This window comes from Curtobacterium sp. VKM Ac-2865 (assembly GCF_015350905.1).
GTDB lineage: Bacteria > Actinomycetota > Actinomycetes > Actinomycetales > Microbacteriaceae > Curtobacterium.
This window is the reverse complement of record NZ_JADKRZ010000006.1, coordinates 202310-218028: the sequence shown is the minus strand read 5'-3', so window position 1 is coordinate 218028 and position 15719 is coordinate 202310. Positions and strand designations below refer to the sequence as shown.

Here is a 15719-nt window from a genome sequence, read left to right as displayed (position 1 = left end):
GGTCGGCGGGACACCTGTCCCGCCGACCGGATCCGTCATCGCCCGAACGCGCGATCGTCGTCGGCCGCGCGCGGGTGGTCGATCAGAAGGCGGGGGTCCCGCCGGCGATCGTGATGGTCGAGCCCGACTGGTAGCTCGACTCCGGGCTGACCAGGTGCACGTACGCGGCACCGAGCTCCGCCGGCTGGCCGGGGCGACCGAACGGCGAGTCGCCGCCGAACTGCGAGACCTTCTCGGCGTCGTCCGAACCGGGCTGCAGCGGAGTCCACACGGGGCCGGGCGCGATCGAGTTCACGCGGATGCCCTTCGGCGCGAGCTGCTGCGCGACGGCCTCGGTGAAGACCTTGATCGCACCCTTCGACACGGCGTAGTCGACCTTGTCGGGCGTCGGCGACGAGGCCTGGATCGACCCGGTCGTGACGATCGTGGACCCGGGCTCGAGGTGCGGCACGGCGGCCTTCGTCAGCCAGAACAGGGAGTAGATGTTCGTCTTGAACGTCGAGTCGAACATCTCGGTGTCGAGCGTGAGGATGTCCTCGTTGCTCTCCATGCGCCCGGCGACCATCACGAGGGTGTCGAGGCCACCGAGCTCGTCGACGGCCTTCTGGACGAGGTCCTTGCAGTACTGCTCGTCGGAGATGTCCCCGGGGACGAGCACCGCACGACGGCCTTCGCCCTCGAGCAGGTCGCGGACCTGTTCGGCGTCCTCCTGCTCGTCGGGGAGGTACGACAGCACGAGGTCAGCGCCTTCACGCGACATCGCGATCGCGGCGGCACGGCCGATGCCGGAGTCGGCGCCGGTGACGATGCCGCGGAAGCCGGTCAGCCGCTCGCGGCCGACGTAGCTCTCCTCGCCGTGGTCCGGCTTCGGGTCCATCTTCCAGGCGGCTCCCGGGAGCGACTGCTCCTGCTTCGGGAACGGCGGGGCGGGGTAGAGGCTGTTCGGGTCACGCTTGTCGTACTGGCTCATGGGCCCAGTGTCCTCACTGGTGCCGGAGCGCCCGTTCAGCCAGCGTGGTCGCGACCAGACGACGGACTGGAGGCTCGGATCCAGCTGGCACCGAGCCTCCAGTCCGTCAGGTGGTTCAGATGCCGGCCGTGGACCGGATCCAGGAGGCGGACTGCGAGAGCAGCGCGTAGTTCGAACCGGCCGACGTGTTCGCACCGGGGTCGGCGCTGTCGCCGGTCGAGCAGACGGCGACGACCTTGCCGCCGACCAGCAGCGGGCCGCCGGAGTCCCCGTGGTTGGACGCGCCGCTCACGCCCCTGACGTGCTGCGCGCGACCGCCGAAGGCGTCGGTGCTGGCGCCCGTGAGCGCGACGCTCGCCTGGTACAGGCCGTCGGACTGCACGGCGTTCGCCCGCAGACCGTAGCCCTGGATCGTGCCCGTGCCGCTCGACTTCGCCGTCGCCGTCAGGTCGAGCGGCGCGTACGAGGACAGGGCGGAGGTGCTCCGCAGGTGCACGAGGGCGATGTCCCCGGTCGGGGCCGCGCTGACCCGGTCGACCGCGACGGGGGTGCCGCGGTTCGCGGTGGAGTTGGAGTGGTAGACGTTCATCGCGCCGATGCCGTCGATGCAGTGGCGGGCGGTGAGCACCCACGAGCCGGAGACCTGTTCGCCGGTGCAGGTGCTGACGTACCCGGCGGGGATGGAGCCGCCGGAGGCCTCGAGCTGGACGGCCCAGGCGGTGGACGGGGCCTTCTCCCCGCCGACGACGTGGGGGCTGGCGGTCAGCGCCGAGGCGGGGGTGGCGGCGAACACGCCACCGGTGACGACGACGACCGCGGCGAACGCGGCTGCGATGGACTTCTTCATGTCGACTCCTCTGTCGGACGAAGCAGGGTCGTTGCAGTGTGCAACTGGTTGCATCCTGACCCTGGTCGGCACGGGGCGCCAGTCCGCACTTCGACGGACGGAGGCCGGCCAGCCGTGGTCAGGCCGGGGTGCCGAGCCGGTAGCCGACGCCGCGGATGGTGGTGATCAGGTCCCGGTCGGTCTTGCGCCGGATGTAGTGCACGTACGTGTCGACGGTGCCGACCTGCTCGCCGCGCTCGAAGACCGCGGAGAGCAGGTGCTGGCGGGTGAACGCGCGTGCTGGTTCGCTCGCGAGCACCCGGAGCATCGCGGTCTCCTTCTCCGTCAGCATCACCCTGCCCGTGTACGGGGACGTGATGCTCTGGTCGTCGGGGTGGAAGGCCCACCCGCCGATCTCGATCGTGTCCCCCGTGCCGGAGTAGTCCCGGGTCAGCGCTCGCAGTCGTGCGGTGAGCTCGTCGAAGTCGAACGGCTTCACCAGGTAGTCGTTCGCGCCGGCGTCGAGACCCGACACCCGGTCCCTGACCGCCCCGAGTGCCGTGAGCATGAGCACCGGCGTGCTGATGCGACGCTTCCGCAGGGTGGCGACCACCTCGGTGCCGTCGATGCCGGGCAGCCGCCGGTCGACGACCATCACGTCGAAGTACTGCTGGGCGGCGGCCTCCAGCGCGCTCTCCCCGTCGGCACGGAGTGTCACGTCCCACTCGTCACCCAGGACCTCGGCGACCAGGGGGCCGAGTCGCGGGTCGTCCTCGACGAGCAGCAGTCGGAGGGTCACGAGCGGTCTCCCTGGTCGTCGGCGGGTCCGCCCGGTCGCACGGGCAACCGGAGCGCGAACACGGTGCCGTCCGCGCCGGTGCGTTCCACGGTGACGTCGCCGCCGGCACGGACGGCGACCTCGCGCACCAGCGCCAGCCCGATGCCGTACCCCGTGCGCGGAGCGGCAGCGCCCGCCGGCCCCGTCGGCGTGCCGTGGGCGAACCGGTCGAACACGCGGGCGCGAGGGATCCCGGTGATGCCGGGTCCGTCGTCCGTGACACGGACCACGGCGGCGGAGCCGCTCGCACTCGTCGAGACCCGGACGTGCCCACCGGCGGGTGTGTGACCGATCGCGTTGTCCGTCAGGGCGACCAGGCACCGGTGCAACTGCGTCGCCGACACCGCCAGGGTCGCCCCGGCGAGTGCCGCGTCGACCGGCATGACCTCGAGGTGCACCTCCCGCTCCACCGCGAGGACGGTCATGTCCCGCCGCAGGGTCTCCAGGGCAACGGCGAGGTCGGCCGTCCCGCCCGCTTCGCTGTTCCCTGCAGCAGCGTCCAGCAGGTCGTTGACGATGTCGATCAGCACACGGGTGTCCCCGCGGAGCTCGTCCACGACGGCGTGCCGCGGGTCGTCCGCCGGTGTCATCATGTGCAGCCGTTGCACGCGAGCATGCAGCACCGTCAGCGGTGTCCGGAGCTCGTGGCTCGCGTCGGCGACGAACGTTCGCTGGACCCGGGCGGCCTCGGCGATGGGTCGCACCGCACGGCGCGCGATCACCCAGGACGCGATGCCGGCGAGGACGATCGAGAACCCGCCGACGCCGACCACCGCGATGCTCAGGTCGACCGTGTCGAGGGAGATGCGGACGTCGGTCGCACCCGGAGCCTCGTGCAGCTGTCCCGGGGTGAGCTGCCAGAGGACGTACCCGACCACCAGCGCGATGATCGCGATGACGAGTGCCGCGGAGACGACGGCGACCTGGAGCGCGATCCCGATCACGGACCGGCGGTACGCCAACCCGTCCGGGTCAGGCTCCTGTCCGGAACGGAACGACCACCTGACCGCCGCGTCAGCGATCGATGACCACCACGGTGACCTCACCTGTGCTCCCTCCACGGCACCGACACCGGGACACGGGGTGTCCCCACACGGGTGCATCGGCACCGATCCTGCCGCACGTCGGCTCCGATCCCGATTCTTGGTGGACTCTTGGAAGCGCGTTCCTACCGTCGAGTCATCGCCGCTCCCGCACCCGCGGTCCGGCTCGTCCCGACGAGGAGAACGCCATGTCCCACGCGCCTGCAGCACCGCTGCGGACCCGGGTCCGCTCGAACAAGGTGCCGGACCCGACCGTGTCGTTCTGGGTCATCAAGGTCCTCGCCACCACCGTCGGCGAGACCGCAGCGGACCTCCTCAGCGACACGGTCGGTCTCGGCCTGCCGCTGACGACCCTGGTCATGGCCGTCGCGCTCGTCGTGTTCCTGGTCCTGCAGTTCCGGACCCGCTCCTACCGGCCGCCGCTGTACTGGGTCACCGTGGTCCTGATCAGCGTCGTCGGCACGTGCATCACGGACAACCTGACGGACGGGCTCGGCGTCCCGCTGGCCCTCAGCACGACCGTCTTCGCCGTGGCCCTGGCAGCCGTGTTCGTCATCTGGTACCGATCCGAGGGCACCATCTCGATCCACAGCATCGACACGGTCCGCCGGGAAGCGTTCTACTGGCTGGCGATCCTGTTCACGTTCGCCCTCGGCACCGCCGCCGGTGACCTGATCGCGGAGCAGACCGGGCTCGGGTACTTCCCGTCGCTGCTGCTGTTCGCCGGGGCGATCGCCCTGACCGCGGCCGTCTGGTTCATCGGGCACCGCGGCCCGGTCGTGTGCTTCTGGATCGCCTACGTCCTCACCCGCCCGCTCGGCGCGTCCACCGGTGACCTGCTCTCGTCGCCGGTCGAGGACGGTGGCCTGGGCATCGGCACCATCACCACCAGCATCGTGTTCCTGGTCCTCATCGCCGCGGTCATCAGCTGGCTCTCGATCCGCCTCCGGCGCGATGCCATCGCTCCGCAGGCGCAGCTGGGTGTCTCCTCGTGACCGTCACCGTCCCCTTCGCCGTGCACCTCCTCGACGCAGCATCCGTGCTGCACGCCTTCGGTCCGTACGTCCTCGTGGGCATCGCCGTGCTCATCTTCATCGAGTCCGGGGTGCTGTTCCCGTTCCTGCCCGGTGACTCCCTGCTCGTCACCGCCGCGATCATCAGCAGCGCCCTGGGCGTCACGCCGTGGCAGGTCGCACTCGTCGCCTCCCTCGCGGCGATCGCCGGTGACCAGGTCGGGTACTGGCTCGGCAAGCGCTTCGGGCGTCGCTGGTTCCGTGACGACGCACGTCTGCTCACCACCGCTCGACTCAACGAGGCAGAGGCGTTCTTCACCCGGTGGGGTGGGCTCTCACTCGTCCTCGGCCGGTTCGTCCCCGTCGTCCGGACCTACGTCCCCCTGGCAGCCGGCACCGCCGGGATGCACTACCGCCGGTTCCTGCTGTTCAACCTCATCGGGGCGATCGCATGGGCTGCGGGCCTGACCGCTGTCGGGGTGCTGCTCGGCGGGATCCCGTTCGTCGCCCACAACATCGACGTCCTCATGATCGTGATCGTCCTGGTCTCGGTGCTCCCGATCGTCATCGGCGCGCTCCGCCGTCGGGCCGGCCGCCGGTCAGCCACGGACGACCCGGTGGACCAGCCCGCCGCGGCCGGTCGGGACCGACGAGGATGACCACGACGGCGCAGGTCACACCGAATCGTGTGCCCGACCCGACGACGTCGTTCTGGGTCATCAAGGTGCTCACCACGGCGATGGGCGAGGCGCTGTCGGACTTCCTCGTCACGCGGTTCGATCCCGCCCCGACGGTGCTGGTCACGGCGGCGCTCTTCGCGGCGGTCCTCGTCGTGCAGCTGGCCGCGACGCGGTACGTGCCATGGCGGTACTGGGCGACCGTGTCGATGGTCGGGGTGTTCGGCACGATGATCGCCGACGTCGTGCACGTCGCACTCGGCGTGCCCTACCTGGTCTCCACGCCGGTGTTCCTGGCTGCCCTGATTGCTGTGTTCGTGGTGTGGCGTCGCACCGAAGGGACCCTCGACGTGCACACGATCACCAGCCGGCGCCGGCAGTGCTGCTACTGGGCGGCAGTCATCGCCACGTTCGCGATGGGCACCGCTGCCGGCGACCTGCTCGCCAGCACCTTCCACCTCGGGTACTTCGCCGGTGGGATGGTCTTCGTCGCCGCGATGGCCGTCGTGGTCCTCTGCCGCATCGGCGGCGTCCTCGGCCCTGTCGCGGCGTTCTGGACGGCGTACGTGCTCACGCGGCCGGTGGGGGCGTCCTTCGCGGACTGGGTCGCGGTCCCGCACGCGCGGGGCGGTCTCGCTGTCGGCACCGGGCTGGTCAGTGCCGTCCTGCTGATCGTGATCGCCGTGGCGGTGGCATGGTCCGCGCAGTTCCGACGCAGTGCGCAGTCGTCGGCCGCCGTCGCGCGCTGAAACGGTTGCTCTCAGCGCTCACTGACGGGTTTCCGTCTGCAGAGCGGAGGCCAGGTCGGCTTCTGAGGGCAAGGCTGCTCGGATCGCGGGGGGAAGCAGGTCGTAGCTGGCGACGCCCATCGGGGTCTGGTGGGCTCCGAGGGAGTACCGGACGACGGCGTCGTTCTTGTCCTTGACCAGGAGCAGGAGCAGGAGCAGCCCGACAGTGTCGGCGTGCTGGGGGCGGCGCATCTCGTCATCGACGAGTGCGACGGAGAAGCCGAGCTGACCGAGGTACTCGGTTGTCGAGGCGATCAAGGCGATCAAGGCGATCGAGGCGATCGAGGCGATCGAGGCGATCGAGGCGATCGAGGACGACCGTGATGTGGCCCCAGGGCAGTTGCGCAACGGCTTGTTGCAGAATCTGCTCGTCGCCCTGGCGCCGCTGGATCGTCGAGCCGCTGCGGCGGCGATCAACGAGTCGGAAGGGCCGGGTCTCAGCGGACCGGGCTGTCGTCGTCGTCCTCTTCGAGGGCGTCGAGGGCCCCCGCGGGCACGATCACGGGGAACCCGGGCTCGCCCTGGCCTGCGACGAACGCGAAGTCGACCACGTCCTCGGGCTCGATGCCGTCGTCGTCGCCGCGGCGGGTACCGAGCAGCTTGCGCGTGAGCGCCGAGCGTGCCGTGAGCAGGGACTCGAGCGCGTCGAGCAGGTCGGCGTCCGAGGGCTCTCCGCCCCGCATGGCCGCGCCGAGGACGCTCCGCCGCATGAGCTCCTTCGCGAAGGAGCCCGTCGTGCCCTCGGCGCGCTCGGCCGCCTGCGCGAGGACTTCGTCGGAGAACGGCAGCGCGCCCGCGTAGCGACGGAACAACCGCGTCCGCTCGGGCAGGCCGGGCAGCGGGACCTCCACGGCGAGGTCGACTCGTCCTGGCCGGTCGGCGAGTGCCCGTTCGAGCACCGACACCCGGTTCGTCGTCATCACGAAGGCCACGTCGGCGTCCCCGTCGAGACCGTCGAGCGCGTCGAGCGCGTCGAGCAGCAGCGGCTGGGGCGTCATGTCCCGCTCCATGGCGACGATGTCGATGTCCTCCAGCACGACGATGGACGGCTGGAAGGTGCGGGCGACCTCGGCCGCGGCACCGATCGCGGCGATGCTCGACCCGGTCAGGAGCACCGCGGTGACGCCCTCGGTCCGGTGCAGCAGGTGTCGGATCGTCAGGGTCTTGCCGGTGCCGGGCGGGCCGTAGAGCAGGACCCCACGCTTCAGGTGCTGCCCGGCAGCGAGCAGTGCCTCGCGCTGTTCGCCGATCCCGACGACGTGCGCGACGACCTCGTCGAGCACCCCGTCGGCCAGCACCACGTCGTCCGCGGTGGTGTCCGGGCGCCGCAGGAAGGTCGCTCCGGCGTCGGCGCCGTACTGCGACTGGACGAACGAGAGCACCTGGCCGCGCAGCACGCTCCGCTCGATCATCAGCGCGCGGACCCGGGTCAGGAAGGTCGTGGCGAGGTCCTGGTCGACGGCGAGCACCTCGAGCGTGGCGCTCGACCGGCCGTACTCCGGCTTCGCGCCGCGCTGCAGCACGACGACGGGCGCACCCTCGAAGGTGATCAGGCGCAGCCCGAACGACACCACCCGCCGTGTGGTGTCCGGGCCGGTGGCACGGGCGGCGTAGCTCACGGGGCCGAGGGACCACCGCGTGTGGGCGTGCGCGACGAACTCGCTGATCGAGCTGTGGAAGCGGCCGTCGTCCCCGGCGATGCCGACGAGCGCGTCCGGGTCGGAGCCGGTCAGTTCGTCGAGCGCGATGTCGGCGTCGACCAGTCGGTGGTCGGCCAGCTCCTCGGTCACCACGGGGATGGTCTGCGGGTCGGCGCCGAGGTGGTCGCGGAGCCGCTCGCCGATCGGGGTCAGCGTGGCACGCTGCTCCGTCGCCGCGAGGTCGTTCGCGTGGTCGAGGAAGCGTGCGAAGGCACGCATGAGGTCCCGGTCTGCATCGTCGAGCACGAGTGCATCCTGGCACTGCCCGCTGACCCTGACCAGGGCCGGTCGACTAGTGCTCGGCGCCCCCGACCAGCACCGCGTCTGGCGCCGGGTCGAGGCTCTCGCGCACGGCGACCTCGAGCGCGGTGACGATTTCGGACAGCGGCAGCGTCGGGACGTCTCCGGTCGCCGACTCCGGCGTCGCGGGGACGTGCACGAACCCGGCGCGGAAGGACTCGTTCGCCGCGATCGACATGAGCTCGTAGAAGGCGTGGTTGCAGGTGAAGGTGCCCGCCGTGTTCGAGACGGCTGCGCTGACGCCGGCCTCGGTCGCGGCACGGACGATGCGCTTGATGGGCAGGGTCGTCAGGAAGCCGTCCGGCCCGCGCTGGTCGATGGGCTCGTCGATCGGCTGCGCGCCGGAGTTGTCCGGGATGCGGGCGTCGTCGACGTTCACCGCGACGCGCTCGGGTGTGACGGCGTCTCGTCCCTCGGCGACGCCGGTCGCGATGACCAGATCGGGGCGGTGCTCGGTGATCGCGGCGACGAGGGCCGCGCGGACCTCGGCGAAGACGACGGGGAGCTGCTCAACGACGACGGTGCCGGGGCCGTCCCACGACTCGGCGACGGCCTGGACGGCGTCCCACGAGGGGTTCCGCTCGGCACCGCCGAACGGCTCGAACGCGGTCAGGAGGACGACAGGTGCTGCGCTGGTGGCCACGTCCCCGATGCTACGGGCATCGCTCGACGCGTGCTCGGGACGAACGCGCGCCCAGTCAAGACGCAGATGGGATGATGCACGCATGATGACGGAAGGTCAGGAGGCGCCAGCCGCACTCCTTGGCGGGCGCTACCGGCTGCGAACGGTCATCGGCCGCGGCGGGATGTCGGTCGTGTACGACGCCCTCGACGAGAGCCTCGACCGGCCCGTCGCCGTGAAGGTCTTCCACCCGGGCCTCGTCGACATCGCGCGACAGGAGGCCGAGCAGGGCGTGCTGGCGTCCCTCGACCACCACAACCTGGTCAGCCTGCTCGACGCCGGCGTGGTCGAGGACGAGCACGGCACCCCGCAGCGGTTCATCGTGATGGCGCTCGTGCACGGGCAGGACCTCGAGGAGCGCCTGGGGCTCGGTCCACTGGCCTCGCGGCACATCGCCGAGGTCGGGTACGACATGGCCGAGGCGCTCCACTACATCCACGACCGGGGCGTCGTCCACCGTGACATCAAGCCGTCGAACATCCTGCTCGTCGACTACGGCAACCGGGCCGACCGCGCCCGGGCTCGGCTGACGGACTTCGGCATCGCGCTGGCCGACGGCGTCGAACGAATGACCGCCGACGGCGTGACGACGGGGACGGCCGCCTACCTCAGCCCCGAGCAGGCTCGCGGCGGTGACGTCGGTCCGGCGAGCGACGTCTACTCGCTCGGCCTGGTGCTGCTGCAGTGCTTCACCCGCCGGCGGGAGTTCCCCGGCTCGCTCGTCGAGTCCGCGGTCGCCCGGCTGTCGCGGGACCCCGTCGTGCCGGAACCGCTGCCGACGCACTGGCAGCGCGCCCTGACCGCGATGACGGCCAGGGAGCCGGCGCAGCGACCGACCGGGGAGGCCCTGGTCGCCCTGCTCCGCGACGTCGTCATCGCGGACACCACGGCCGAGGACCGCGTGGTCGACACGGAGGCGTCGGGCGCTGCGGCCCCCGCGACGGCGACGGACACGACGCGCAGCACGGGCCCGAGCGCCGGCACCGGCCAGCGCCCCGCCACGGGCTCGCACCCGGCCACGCTCGACGTCCTGCCGGAGGAGGCACTGCAGCGGACCACGGCGATGGCCGCGCGCCTGTTCGACGCCCCGATCGCCCTGGTCGAGGTGCTCGACGAGGACCGTGAGTGGTCGCAGTCCCACCTGGCTGAGGGCGTCGACGAGTCCGCGCGCCACATCAGCTTCCGGAACGGCTTCGCCCCGGTCCCCGTCCCCGTGGTGATCCCCGACGGCTCGGCGCACCCGGAGATGCGGAACAGCCCGCTCGTCACCGGCCCCCTCGGCATCCGGTTCTACGTCAGCGTGCCGCTGGTCCGCCACGACGGCACCGCGATCGGCACCCTCGCCGTGCTCGACACCCGTCCGCGCACGGCGACCGAGGACGACCTGGCGAACCTCCGCGACCTGGCGGCGCTGGCGGTCTCGCAGCTCGAACTGCGCCAGGAGTCGCTGCGCTCGACGAGTGACTCGCTCCCCCTGCCGCCGCCGACCGCCGGCTGACCCGCGGCAGGGCCCGCCGAGTCTCGTCTCCGCGGACAGAACTCGCGACGCCGGCCGCGAGTTGTGTCCGGGACGCCGAGACTCGGCTCGTCGTCGTCGGCGGGCTGGCCGGCATGCGCGCCTAAGCGACGGCCGCCAGCACCCGCGCCCGCACCTGCGCCGCCGCCCCGAGGGCGACCGCGTCGGAGCCGAGCGTCGACGGCTCGACCCGGATCGACGCCCCGCTGACGGGCGGCTCGGCAGCGATGGCCGCCGCGATCGCCGGGGACAGCAGGTCCCAGGCCCGGGCGACCCCGCCCCCGATGACGACCGTCGTCACGTCGAGGATCCCCGCCGTGAGCAGGATGCCCCGGGCGATCCCCCACCCGGCGGTGTCGAAGACGGAGAGCGCGTCGGCGTCACCCGCACGCGCGGCGTCGGCGATCGTGTGCACCGGCAGGCGTCGTCCGGTCGCGGCCTCGTAGCGGGCGGCCATGCCCCGCGCCGCCGCGATCGTCTCGAGGTGCCCGTGCTGCCCGCAGGTGCAGAGCCCGTCGCCGAAGCCCGGCACGTGGCCGATCTCCCCGGCGGCACCGCGGGGTCCGGCGAAGAGCGAGCCCCCGAGCACGAGGGCCCCGCCGACCCCGGTGCCGAGGGTCATCCCGAGCACGTCACGCTCCCCCACGACGGCGCCGGCAGCGACCTCGCCGAGCAGGAACGCGTTGACGTCGTTGTCCAGGGTCGCGGGCACACCGAGCCGCTCGGACACGTGCGCGGTCACGCCGTGCCCGGCCCAGCCGGTGAACGAGTTGCCGGTGACGAGCACGGTGCCGGTGGTCGCGTCGACCACGCCGGCCGCGCCCACCCCGACACCCGCCAAGGAGGCTCGGTGCACCTCGAGCAGGTCCGTCACCACCCCGAGTGCCGCGTCCACGATCGCCGCGCCGCCCGCATGGGCGGGCGTCGGCAGGTCGCGGCGGTCGATCACCTCGAGCTCGGTGGTCGCCAGGACCACCTTCGTGTTCGTCCCGCCGACGTCGATGCCGGCGAGCACCGGGGTCACGAGGTCACCGCCGCGAGGGTGGCGAGCCGCTCGGCCCGCCGCTGCCGCTGCAGCACGGGGTCGGGCACGGGCACGGCCGCGAGCAGCCGACGCGTGTAGTCGGTCGTCGGGTGCAGCAGCGTCGTGCCGGTGGTGCCCTGCTCCTCGACGACACCGCGGCGCATCACGACGACCCGCTCGGCGAAGTGCTGCACGACGGCCAGGTCGTGCGAGACGAACAGGCACGCGAACCCGAACTCGGCCTGCAGCTCGGTGAGGACGTCGAGCACAGCCTCCTGCACGCTGACGTCGAGCGCCGAGGTGGGTTCGTCGGCGACGAGCAGTCGGGGCTCGAGCACCAGAGCCCGCGCCAGACTGACGCGCTGCCGCTGCCCACCGGAGAGCTCACGCGGCGCCCGGGACGCCAGCGCCCGGGGCAGCCGCACGGCGTCGAGGACCTCGTCCACGCGCTTCCGCCGGTCCGCGGCGGACGTCCCCCGGCGGTGCACGGCGAGCGGTTCGGCGATGCACTCGGCCACGGACATCCGGGCGTCGAGCGAGGCCACGGGGTCCTGCAGCACGACGCCGATGCCTGACCGCAGCGAGCGTCGGTCGCGCCGAGGGATCCGGCGGAGGTCCTGCCCGAACAGGTGCACGGAACCGCCGCTCGGCTTGATCAGCCCGAGGGCGACGCGCGCCGCCGTGGACTTGCCGGAGCCGGACTCACCGACCAGGCCGACGGTCTCCCCGGCGTGCACGGCGACGTCGATCCCGCTCAGCGCGTGGACCGCCCGCGCCCCGCGCCCGAAGGTCACCGAGACGTCCCGCAGGTCGACCACCGGGGCCGTGTCGGGCCTCCCGTCCGGGTCGGACGCGACCACGGGTGCGACGGGAGCCGCCGCACGGTCGCGCGCGGCCACGGACTCGGCGGTGTCGAGCCGCGGCACCGCGGCGAGCAGACGCTTCGTGTACTCGTGCTGCGGGCGGAGCAGGACGTCCTCGACGCTGCCGGTCTCGACGATCTCGCCCTGGAGCATCACCGCGACCCGGTCGGCGAAGTCGGCGACGACGCCCATGTTGTGGGTGACGAGCAGCACACCGGTGCCGCTGTCCACGGCGAGCGCGCGGAGCAACTCGAGGATCTCTGCCTGCACCGTGACGTCGAGTGCGGTCGTGGGCTCGTCGGCGATGAGCAGCGCGGGGCTGTTCGCGATGGCCATGGCGATGACGACGCGCTGGCGCTGGCCGCCGGAGAGCTGGAACGGGAACGCCTTCGCGCGCTCGGCCGGGTCGGGGATGCCGACGCGGTCGAGCAGGTCGACGGCGGCTGCCGCGGCCTCGGACGCGGAGACCGAGCGGTGGTTCCGGACGACCTCGGCGATCTGCGCACCGACCCGGGTGAGGGGGTCGAGCGCGGTCGCGGGCTCCTGGAAGACCATGGAGACCGTCTGCCCACGGAGTCCACGGAGGGCGGGTTCGGCGGCGCCGACGACCTCGTGTCCGTCGACGACGGCGCTGCCGCTGGCCGTGGCGTTGCCGGAGAGCAGGCCCATCGCGGCGAGCGCCACCGTGGACTTGCCCGAGCCGGACTCGCCGACGAGCGCGAGGGTCTCGCCTGGGGCAACGCTCAGTGAGACGCCGCGGACGGCGTCGACCGTGCCGGACTCGGTGCTGAAGGTGACCCCGAGGTCGGTCATCCGGAGGATCTGGTCGGCGGTCATCCGCGGCCCCTCACGTCGAAGGCGTCCCGCAGTCCGTCGCCCACGGCGTTGAACGCGCAGACGATGAGGATCACGGCGAGACCCGGTGGCACGATCAGCCACCAGCGTCCCGAGTAGGCGGCGGTGAGGCCCGCCGAGAGCATGCCGCCCCAGTCCGTCGCCGGCGGCTGGACGCCCAGGCCGAGGTACGAGACGTAGGCGACCAGGAGGATCGCGTCGGCGACCTGGAACGTCGCGGCGACCACGATCGTGGACACCGAGTTCGGCAGCAGGTGCTTGCCGATGGCGCGGGCGTGGGAGCCGCCGATCGCGCGCAGGGTGAGCACGTAGTCGCGGTTCTTCAGCGTCAGGGTCTCGGCGCGGATCAGGCGGGACGGCACCAGCCACGACACCAGGCCGAGGATGAGGATGAGCCCGGCGACCCCCGGCGTCGTGATCGCGGAGATGACGAGCAGGATGAAGAGCGCGGGGATCGCGATGCCGGCGTCGACGATGCGCATCATCACGGCGTCGACCCAGCCGCCGACGTACCCGGCGATCGAGCCCCACAGCGTGCCGACGACGGTCGCCAGGACCCCGGCGGCGATGCCGACCAGGAGCGAGACCTTGCCGCCGTACATCAGGCGGCCGAGGACGTCGTGCCCGACGGCGTCGGTGCCGAGCCAGTGCAATCCGCTCGGGCGCTGGTTGGCCTGCTCGAGGAGCGTGTGCGTCTGGTCGGTCGGGTAGAGGAAGGGGCCGACGAAGCAGAACAGCACGATGACGACGATCACGACGAGGCCGATCACCGCCAGGGTGTTGTGCGAGAAGCGACGGGCAGCCAGGCGGAACCCGGTCGCGGCGACCGGCTCGATGAGCGGGGCGCCAGGGGCTGACGGGGCAAGTTGGGTCATGCGCGGTCCGCCTTCACACGAGGGTCGATGAGCGACTGTGCGACGTCGGCGACCAGGGTGCCTACGACGGTCGCGATCGAGATGACGAGGACGCAGCCGAGCAGCGTCGGGTAGTCCGAGGACTGCGCCGCGTTCCAGAACAGCAGGCCCATGCCGGGGTAGTTGAACAGCTGCTCGGTGACGAGCGCGCCGCCGAACAGCACGGGCAGGTAGTACCCGAGCATCGCGACGACGGGCGTCAGCGAGTTCCGGAACACGTGCCGCCGCAGGATCGTGGCGGTGGAGGCCCCGCCGGCACGGGCGGTGCGGACGTAGTCCTCCTGCAGGTTCTCCAGCGTCGAGGCCCGCATGTACCGGCTGAACACGGCGATCATCGCGAGCGCGCCGGTCAGCACGGGGAGCACCAGGCCGGCCGGGTCCTGGAAGACCTCGGCGAGGGTGGTGCCGCTCGGCGCCTGCGACGGCAGCCACGGCAGCTGCTGGCTGAACACGACGATGAGCACCAGGCCGAGGAAGAACGCCGGCGTCGAGTAGAAGACGAAGGCGAGCGCCGTGACCGTGTAGTCCACCGCACCGTTGCGGCGGGCCGCCTGCCACATCCCGATCGGGATCGCGACGACGAGCCCGAGGACCGCGGACAGGCCGGTCAGCACGAGGGTCTTCGGGAGCCGCTCCTGGATGAGCTGCGAGACCGGCTCGTTGAGCGTGTACGACGTGCCGAGGTCACCGCTGAGCAGACGCCCGAGGAACCGGACGTACTGCACGGGGAGCGGCTGGTCGAGGCCCTGCGCCTGGTTGAACGCCGCGATCTGCACCGGCGTCGCGGAGACGCCGAGCACGCCGCGGGCGGGACCGCCCGGCAGGGCGTGCAGCAGGCAGAACACGACGATCGTGACGATGAGGATCACCACGAGCGCTTGGAGCACCCGCCGGGTGAGGTAGAGGACTGTGGTCATGCGGCTTCCGTTGGTCGGTTTGTTGCCTGAGCCGATCGGGAGGCGGGGGGGGGGGGGGGGCCCCCCCCCCCCCCCCCGCCCCCCGGGCCTCCAGTCCGTCATGCCTGCCATCCGCCTGCGCTCCGTGCGCTGCGGACGAGCGGGCGGAATGCCGCAGTGCGCTCCTGACGTGACCCACCGTTCCCGCCCGCTCGACGCCGGGTCGGCAGCGCGCACGGCCCGGCCAGCGCCCGCACGGACCAGCGGGCGGAATGCCAGCGTGCGCGAGACCGAGCACCGCTTCCTTCCGCCCGCTCGACCACCGCGGGCGACCGCAGGAGGTCCTGTGGCGTTCCGCGGGGCCGGCACCGCGCCTCCCGGCACCCACCGCCGCCGAACGGGCGGAACACCGTGGTGCGTCGCTACGCCACCCCGCGACTTCGCCCGCTCGACGGACGGGCGGTCGGTCGCGTACTCGGCCGGCCGTCGTGCTTCTGGCCGAGCGGGCTGAATCGGAGGGTGCCAGGACGTAAAGGCTCGGCATCCCGCCCGCTCGCTGAGCGCCGCGTCGGCTCGGACCGGGCCGGTGCGGACGGGAGGCTCGGTGCGAGCCCGGCGGACCGGCGCAGCGCCTCCTGGCGCGAGCGGGCACGAGCGAGCGGGCGAATTCGTTGGGTGCGCGGGCGAGGCGACCACGGCATTCCGCCCGCTCATCCGGGAGGCACGGCCAGCGCTCGGCGTGCGTGCCTGCGTGCGCGAGCGGGCGGGCGGAAGTGTCGGGTGCGGACGCCAGGTGACCACGGCATTTCGCCCG

General features: G+C 72.2%; 15 protein-coding genes. 4 read left to right on the top strand and 11 right to left on the bottom strand.

Annotated features, from left to right (window positions below):
- Positions 1 to 82 precede the first annotated feature (82 nt).
- The 4 genes from ITJ54_RS15265 to ITJ54_RS15250 all read right to left on the bottom strand — a co-directional run bounded on the left by ITJ54_RS15265 (position 83) and on the right by ITJ54_RS15250 (position 3578).
- Positions 83 to 970 carry an SDR family oxidoreductase gene (locus tag ITJ54_RS15265; RefSeq protein WP_194629701.1) on the bottom strand — a complete coding sequence of 296 codons (888 nt, stop codon included), beginning with the start codon at positions 968 to 970 and terminating at the stop codon, positions 83 to 85.
- A gap of 115 nt (positions 971 to 1085) precedes the next feature.
- Complete coding sequence (locus tag ITJ54_RS15260; RefSeq protein WP_194629700.1) at positions 1086 to 1817, bottom strand: S1 family peptidase; 732 nt, start codon at positions 1815 to 1817, stop codon at positions 1086 to 1088.
- A gap of 118 nt (positions 1818 to 1935) precedes the next feature.
- A complete protein-coding gene (locus ITJ54_RS15255) occupies positions 1936 to 2595 on the bottom strand; it encodes a response regulator transcription factor (RefSeq protein WP_194629698.1) in 660 nt (219 codons plus the stop codon).
- Complete coding sequence (locus ITJ54_RS15250; protein ID WP_194629696.1) at positions 2592 to 3578, bottom strand: sensor histidine kinase; 987 nt, start codon at positions 3576 to 3578, stop codon at positions 2592 to 2594. Before ITJ54_RS15250 ends, ITJ54_RS15255 begins: the two co-directional genes overlap by 4 nt.
- 287 nt (positions 3579 to 3865) lie before the next feature.
- On the opposite strand from ITJ54_RS15250, the gene ITJ54_RS15245 reads away from it, so the two are divergent.
- The 3 genes from ITJ54_RS15245 to ITJ54_RS15235 are packed head-to-tail and all read left to right on the top strand — an operon-like array spanning position 3866 to position 6116.
- Complete coding sequence (locus ITJ54_RS15245) at positions 3866 to 4672, top strand: hypothetical protein (RefSeq protein WP_194629694.1); 807 nt, start codon at positions 3866 to 3868, stop codon at positions 4670 to 4672.
- The gene (locus tag ITJ54_RS15240) at positions 4669 to 5349 is read left to right on the top strand and encodes a DedA family protein (protein ID WP_194629692.1); all 681 of its coding nucleotides are present in this window, start codon (positions 4669 to 4671) and stop codon (positions 5347 to 5349) included. Before ITJ54_RS15245 ends, ITJ54_RS15240 begins: the two co-directional genes overlap by 4 nt.
- A 29-nt stretch (positions 5350 to 5378) precedes the next feature.
- The gene (locus ITJ54_RS15235; RefSeq protein WP_323741750.1) at positions 5379 to 6116 is read left to right on the top strand and encodes a hypothetical protein; all 738 of its coding nucleotides are present in this window, start codon (positions 5379 to 5381) and stop codon (positions 6114 to 6116) included.
- 18 nt (positions 6117 to 6134) lie between these two features.
- On the opposite strand, the gene ITJ54_RS15230 is transcribed toward ITJ54_RS15235, so the two are convergent.
- The 3 genes from ITJ54_RS15230 to pcp form a co-directional block, all read right to left on the bottom strand.
- Positions 6135 to 6413, bottom strand: coding sequence for a PDDEXK nuclease domain-containing protein (locus ITJ54_RS15230; protein ID WP_228509488.1), 279 nt, complete (start codon positions 6411 to 6413; stop codon positions 6135 to 6137).
- Positions 6414 to 6592: 179 nt separating this feature from the next.
- Positions 6593 to 8101, bottom strand: a complete 1509-nt coding sequence (locus ITJ54_RS15225; RefSeq protein ID WP_194629688.1) for an AAA family ATPase — start codon at positions 8099 to 8101, stop codon at positions 6593 to 6595.
- A gap of 46 nt (positions 8102 to 8147) precedes the next feature.
- Positions 8148 to 8798: a pyroglutamyl-peptidase I gene (gene pcp / locus ITJ54_RS15220; RefSeq protein ID WP_323741749.1), complete on the bottom strand. Its 651-nt coding sequence runs from the start codon at positions 8796 to 8798 to the stop codon at positions 8148 to 8150.
- Positions 8799 to 8880: 82 nt separating this feature from the next.
- On the opposite strand from pcp, the gene ITJ54_RS15215 reads away from it, so the two are divergent.
- Positions 8881 to 10335: a protein kinase domain-containing protein gene (locus tag ITJ54_RS15215; protein WP_194629683.1), complete on the top strand. Its 1455-nt coding sequence runs from the start codon at positions 8881 to 8883 to the stop codon at positions 10333 to 10335.
- A gap of 121 nt (positions 10336 to 10456) precedes the next feature.
- Here ITJ54_RS15215 and ITJ54_RS15210 read toward each other — a convergent pair whose 3' ends face one another.
- From ITJ54_RS15210 to ITJ54_RS15195, 4 genes are read right to left on the bottom strand one after another with little or no spacing between them, the layout of a single operon-like run.
- Positions 10457 to 11377: an ROK family protein gene (locus tag ITJ54_RS15210; RefSeq protein ID WP_323741748.1), complete on the bottom strand. Its 921-nt coding sequence runs from the start codon at positions 11375 to 11377 to the stop codon at positions 10457 to 10459.
- Positions 11374 to 13077, bottom strand: a complete 1704-nt coding sequence (locus ITJ54_RS15205) for a dipeptide ABC transporter ATP-binding protein (RefSeq protein WP_194629681.1) — start codon at positions 13075 to 13077, stop codon at positions 11374 to 11376. The genes ITJ54_RS15210 and ITJ54_RS15205 overlap by 4 nt, the downstream gene beginning before the upstream one ends.
- Positions 13074 to 13970 carry an ABC transporter permease gene (locus ITJ54_RS15200; protein ID WP_194629679.1) on the bottom strand — a complete coding sequence of 299 codons (897 nt, stop codon included), beginning with the start codon at positions 13968 to 13970 and terminating at the stop codon, positions 13074 to 13076. The genes ITJ54_RS15205 and ITJ54_RS15200 overlap by 4 nt, the downstream gene beginning before the upstream one ends.
- The gene (locus ITJ54_RS15195; protein ID WP_194629677.1) at positions 13967 to 14926 is read right to left on the bottom strand and encodes an ABC transporter permease; all 960 of its coding nucleotides are present in this window, start codon (positions 14924 to 14926) and stop codon (positions 13967 to 13969) included. Before ITJ54_RS15195 ends, ITJ54_RS15200 begins: the two co-directional genes overlap by 4 nt.
- Positions 14927 to 15719 lie beyond the last annotated feature (793 nt).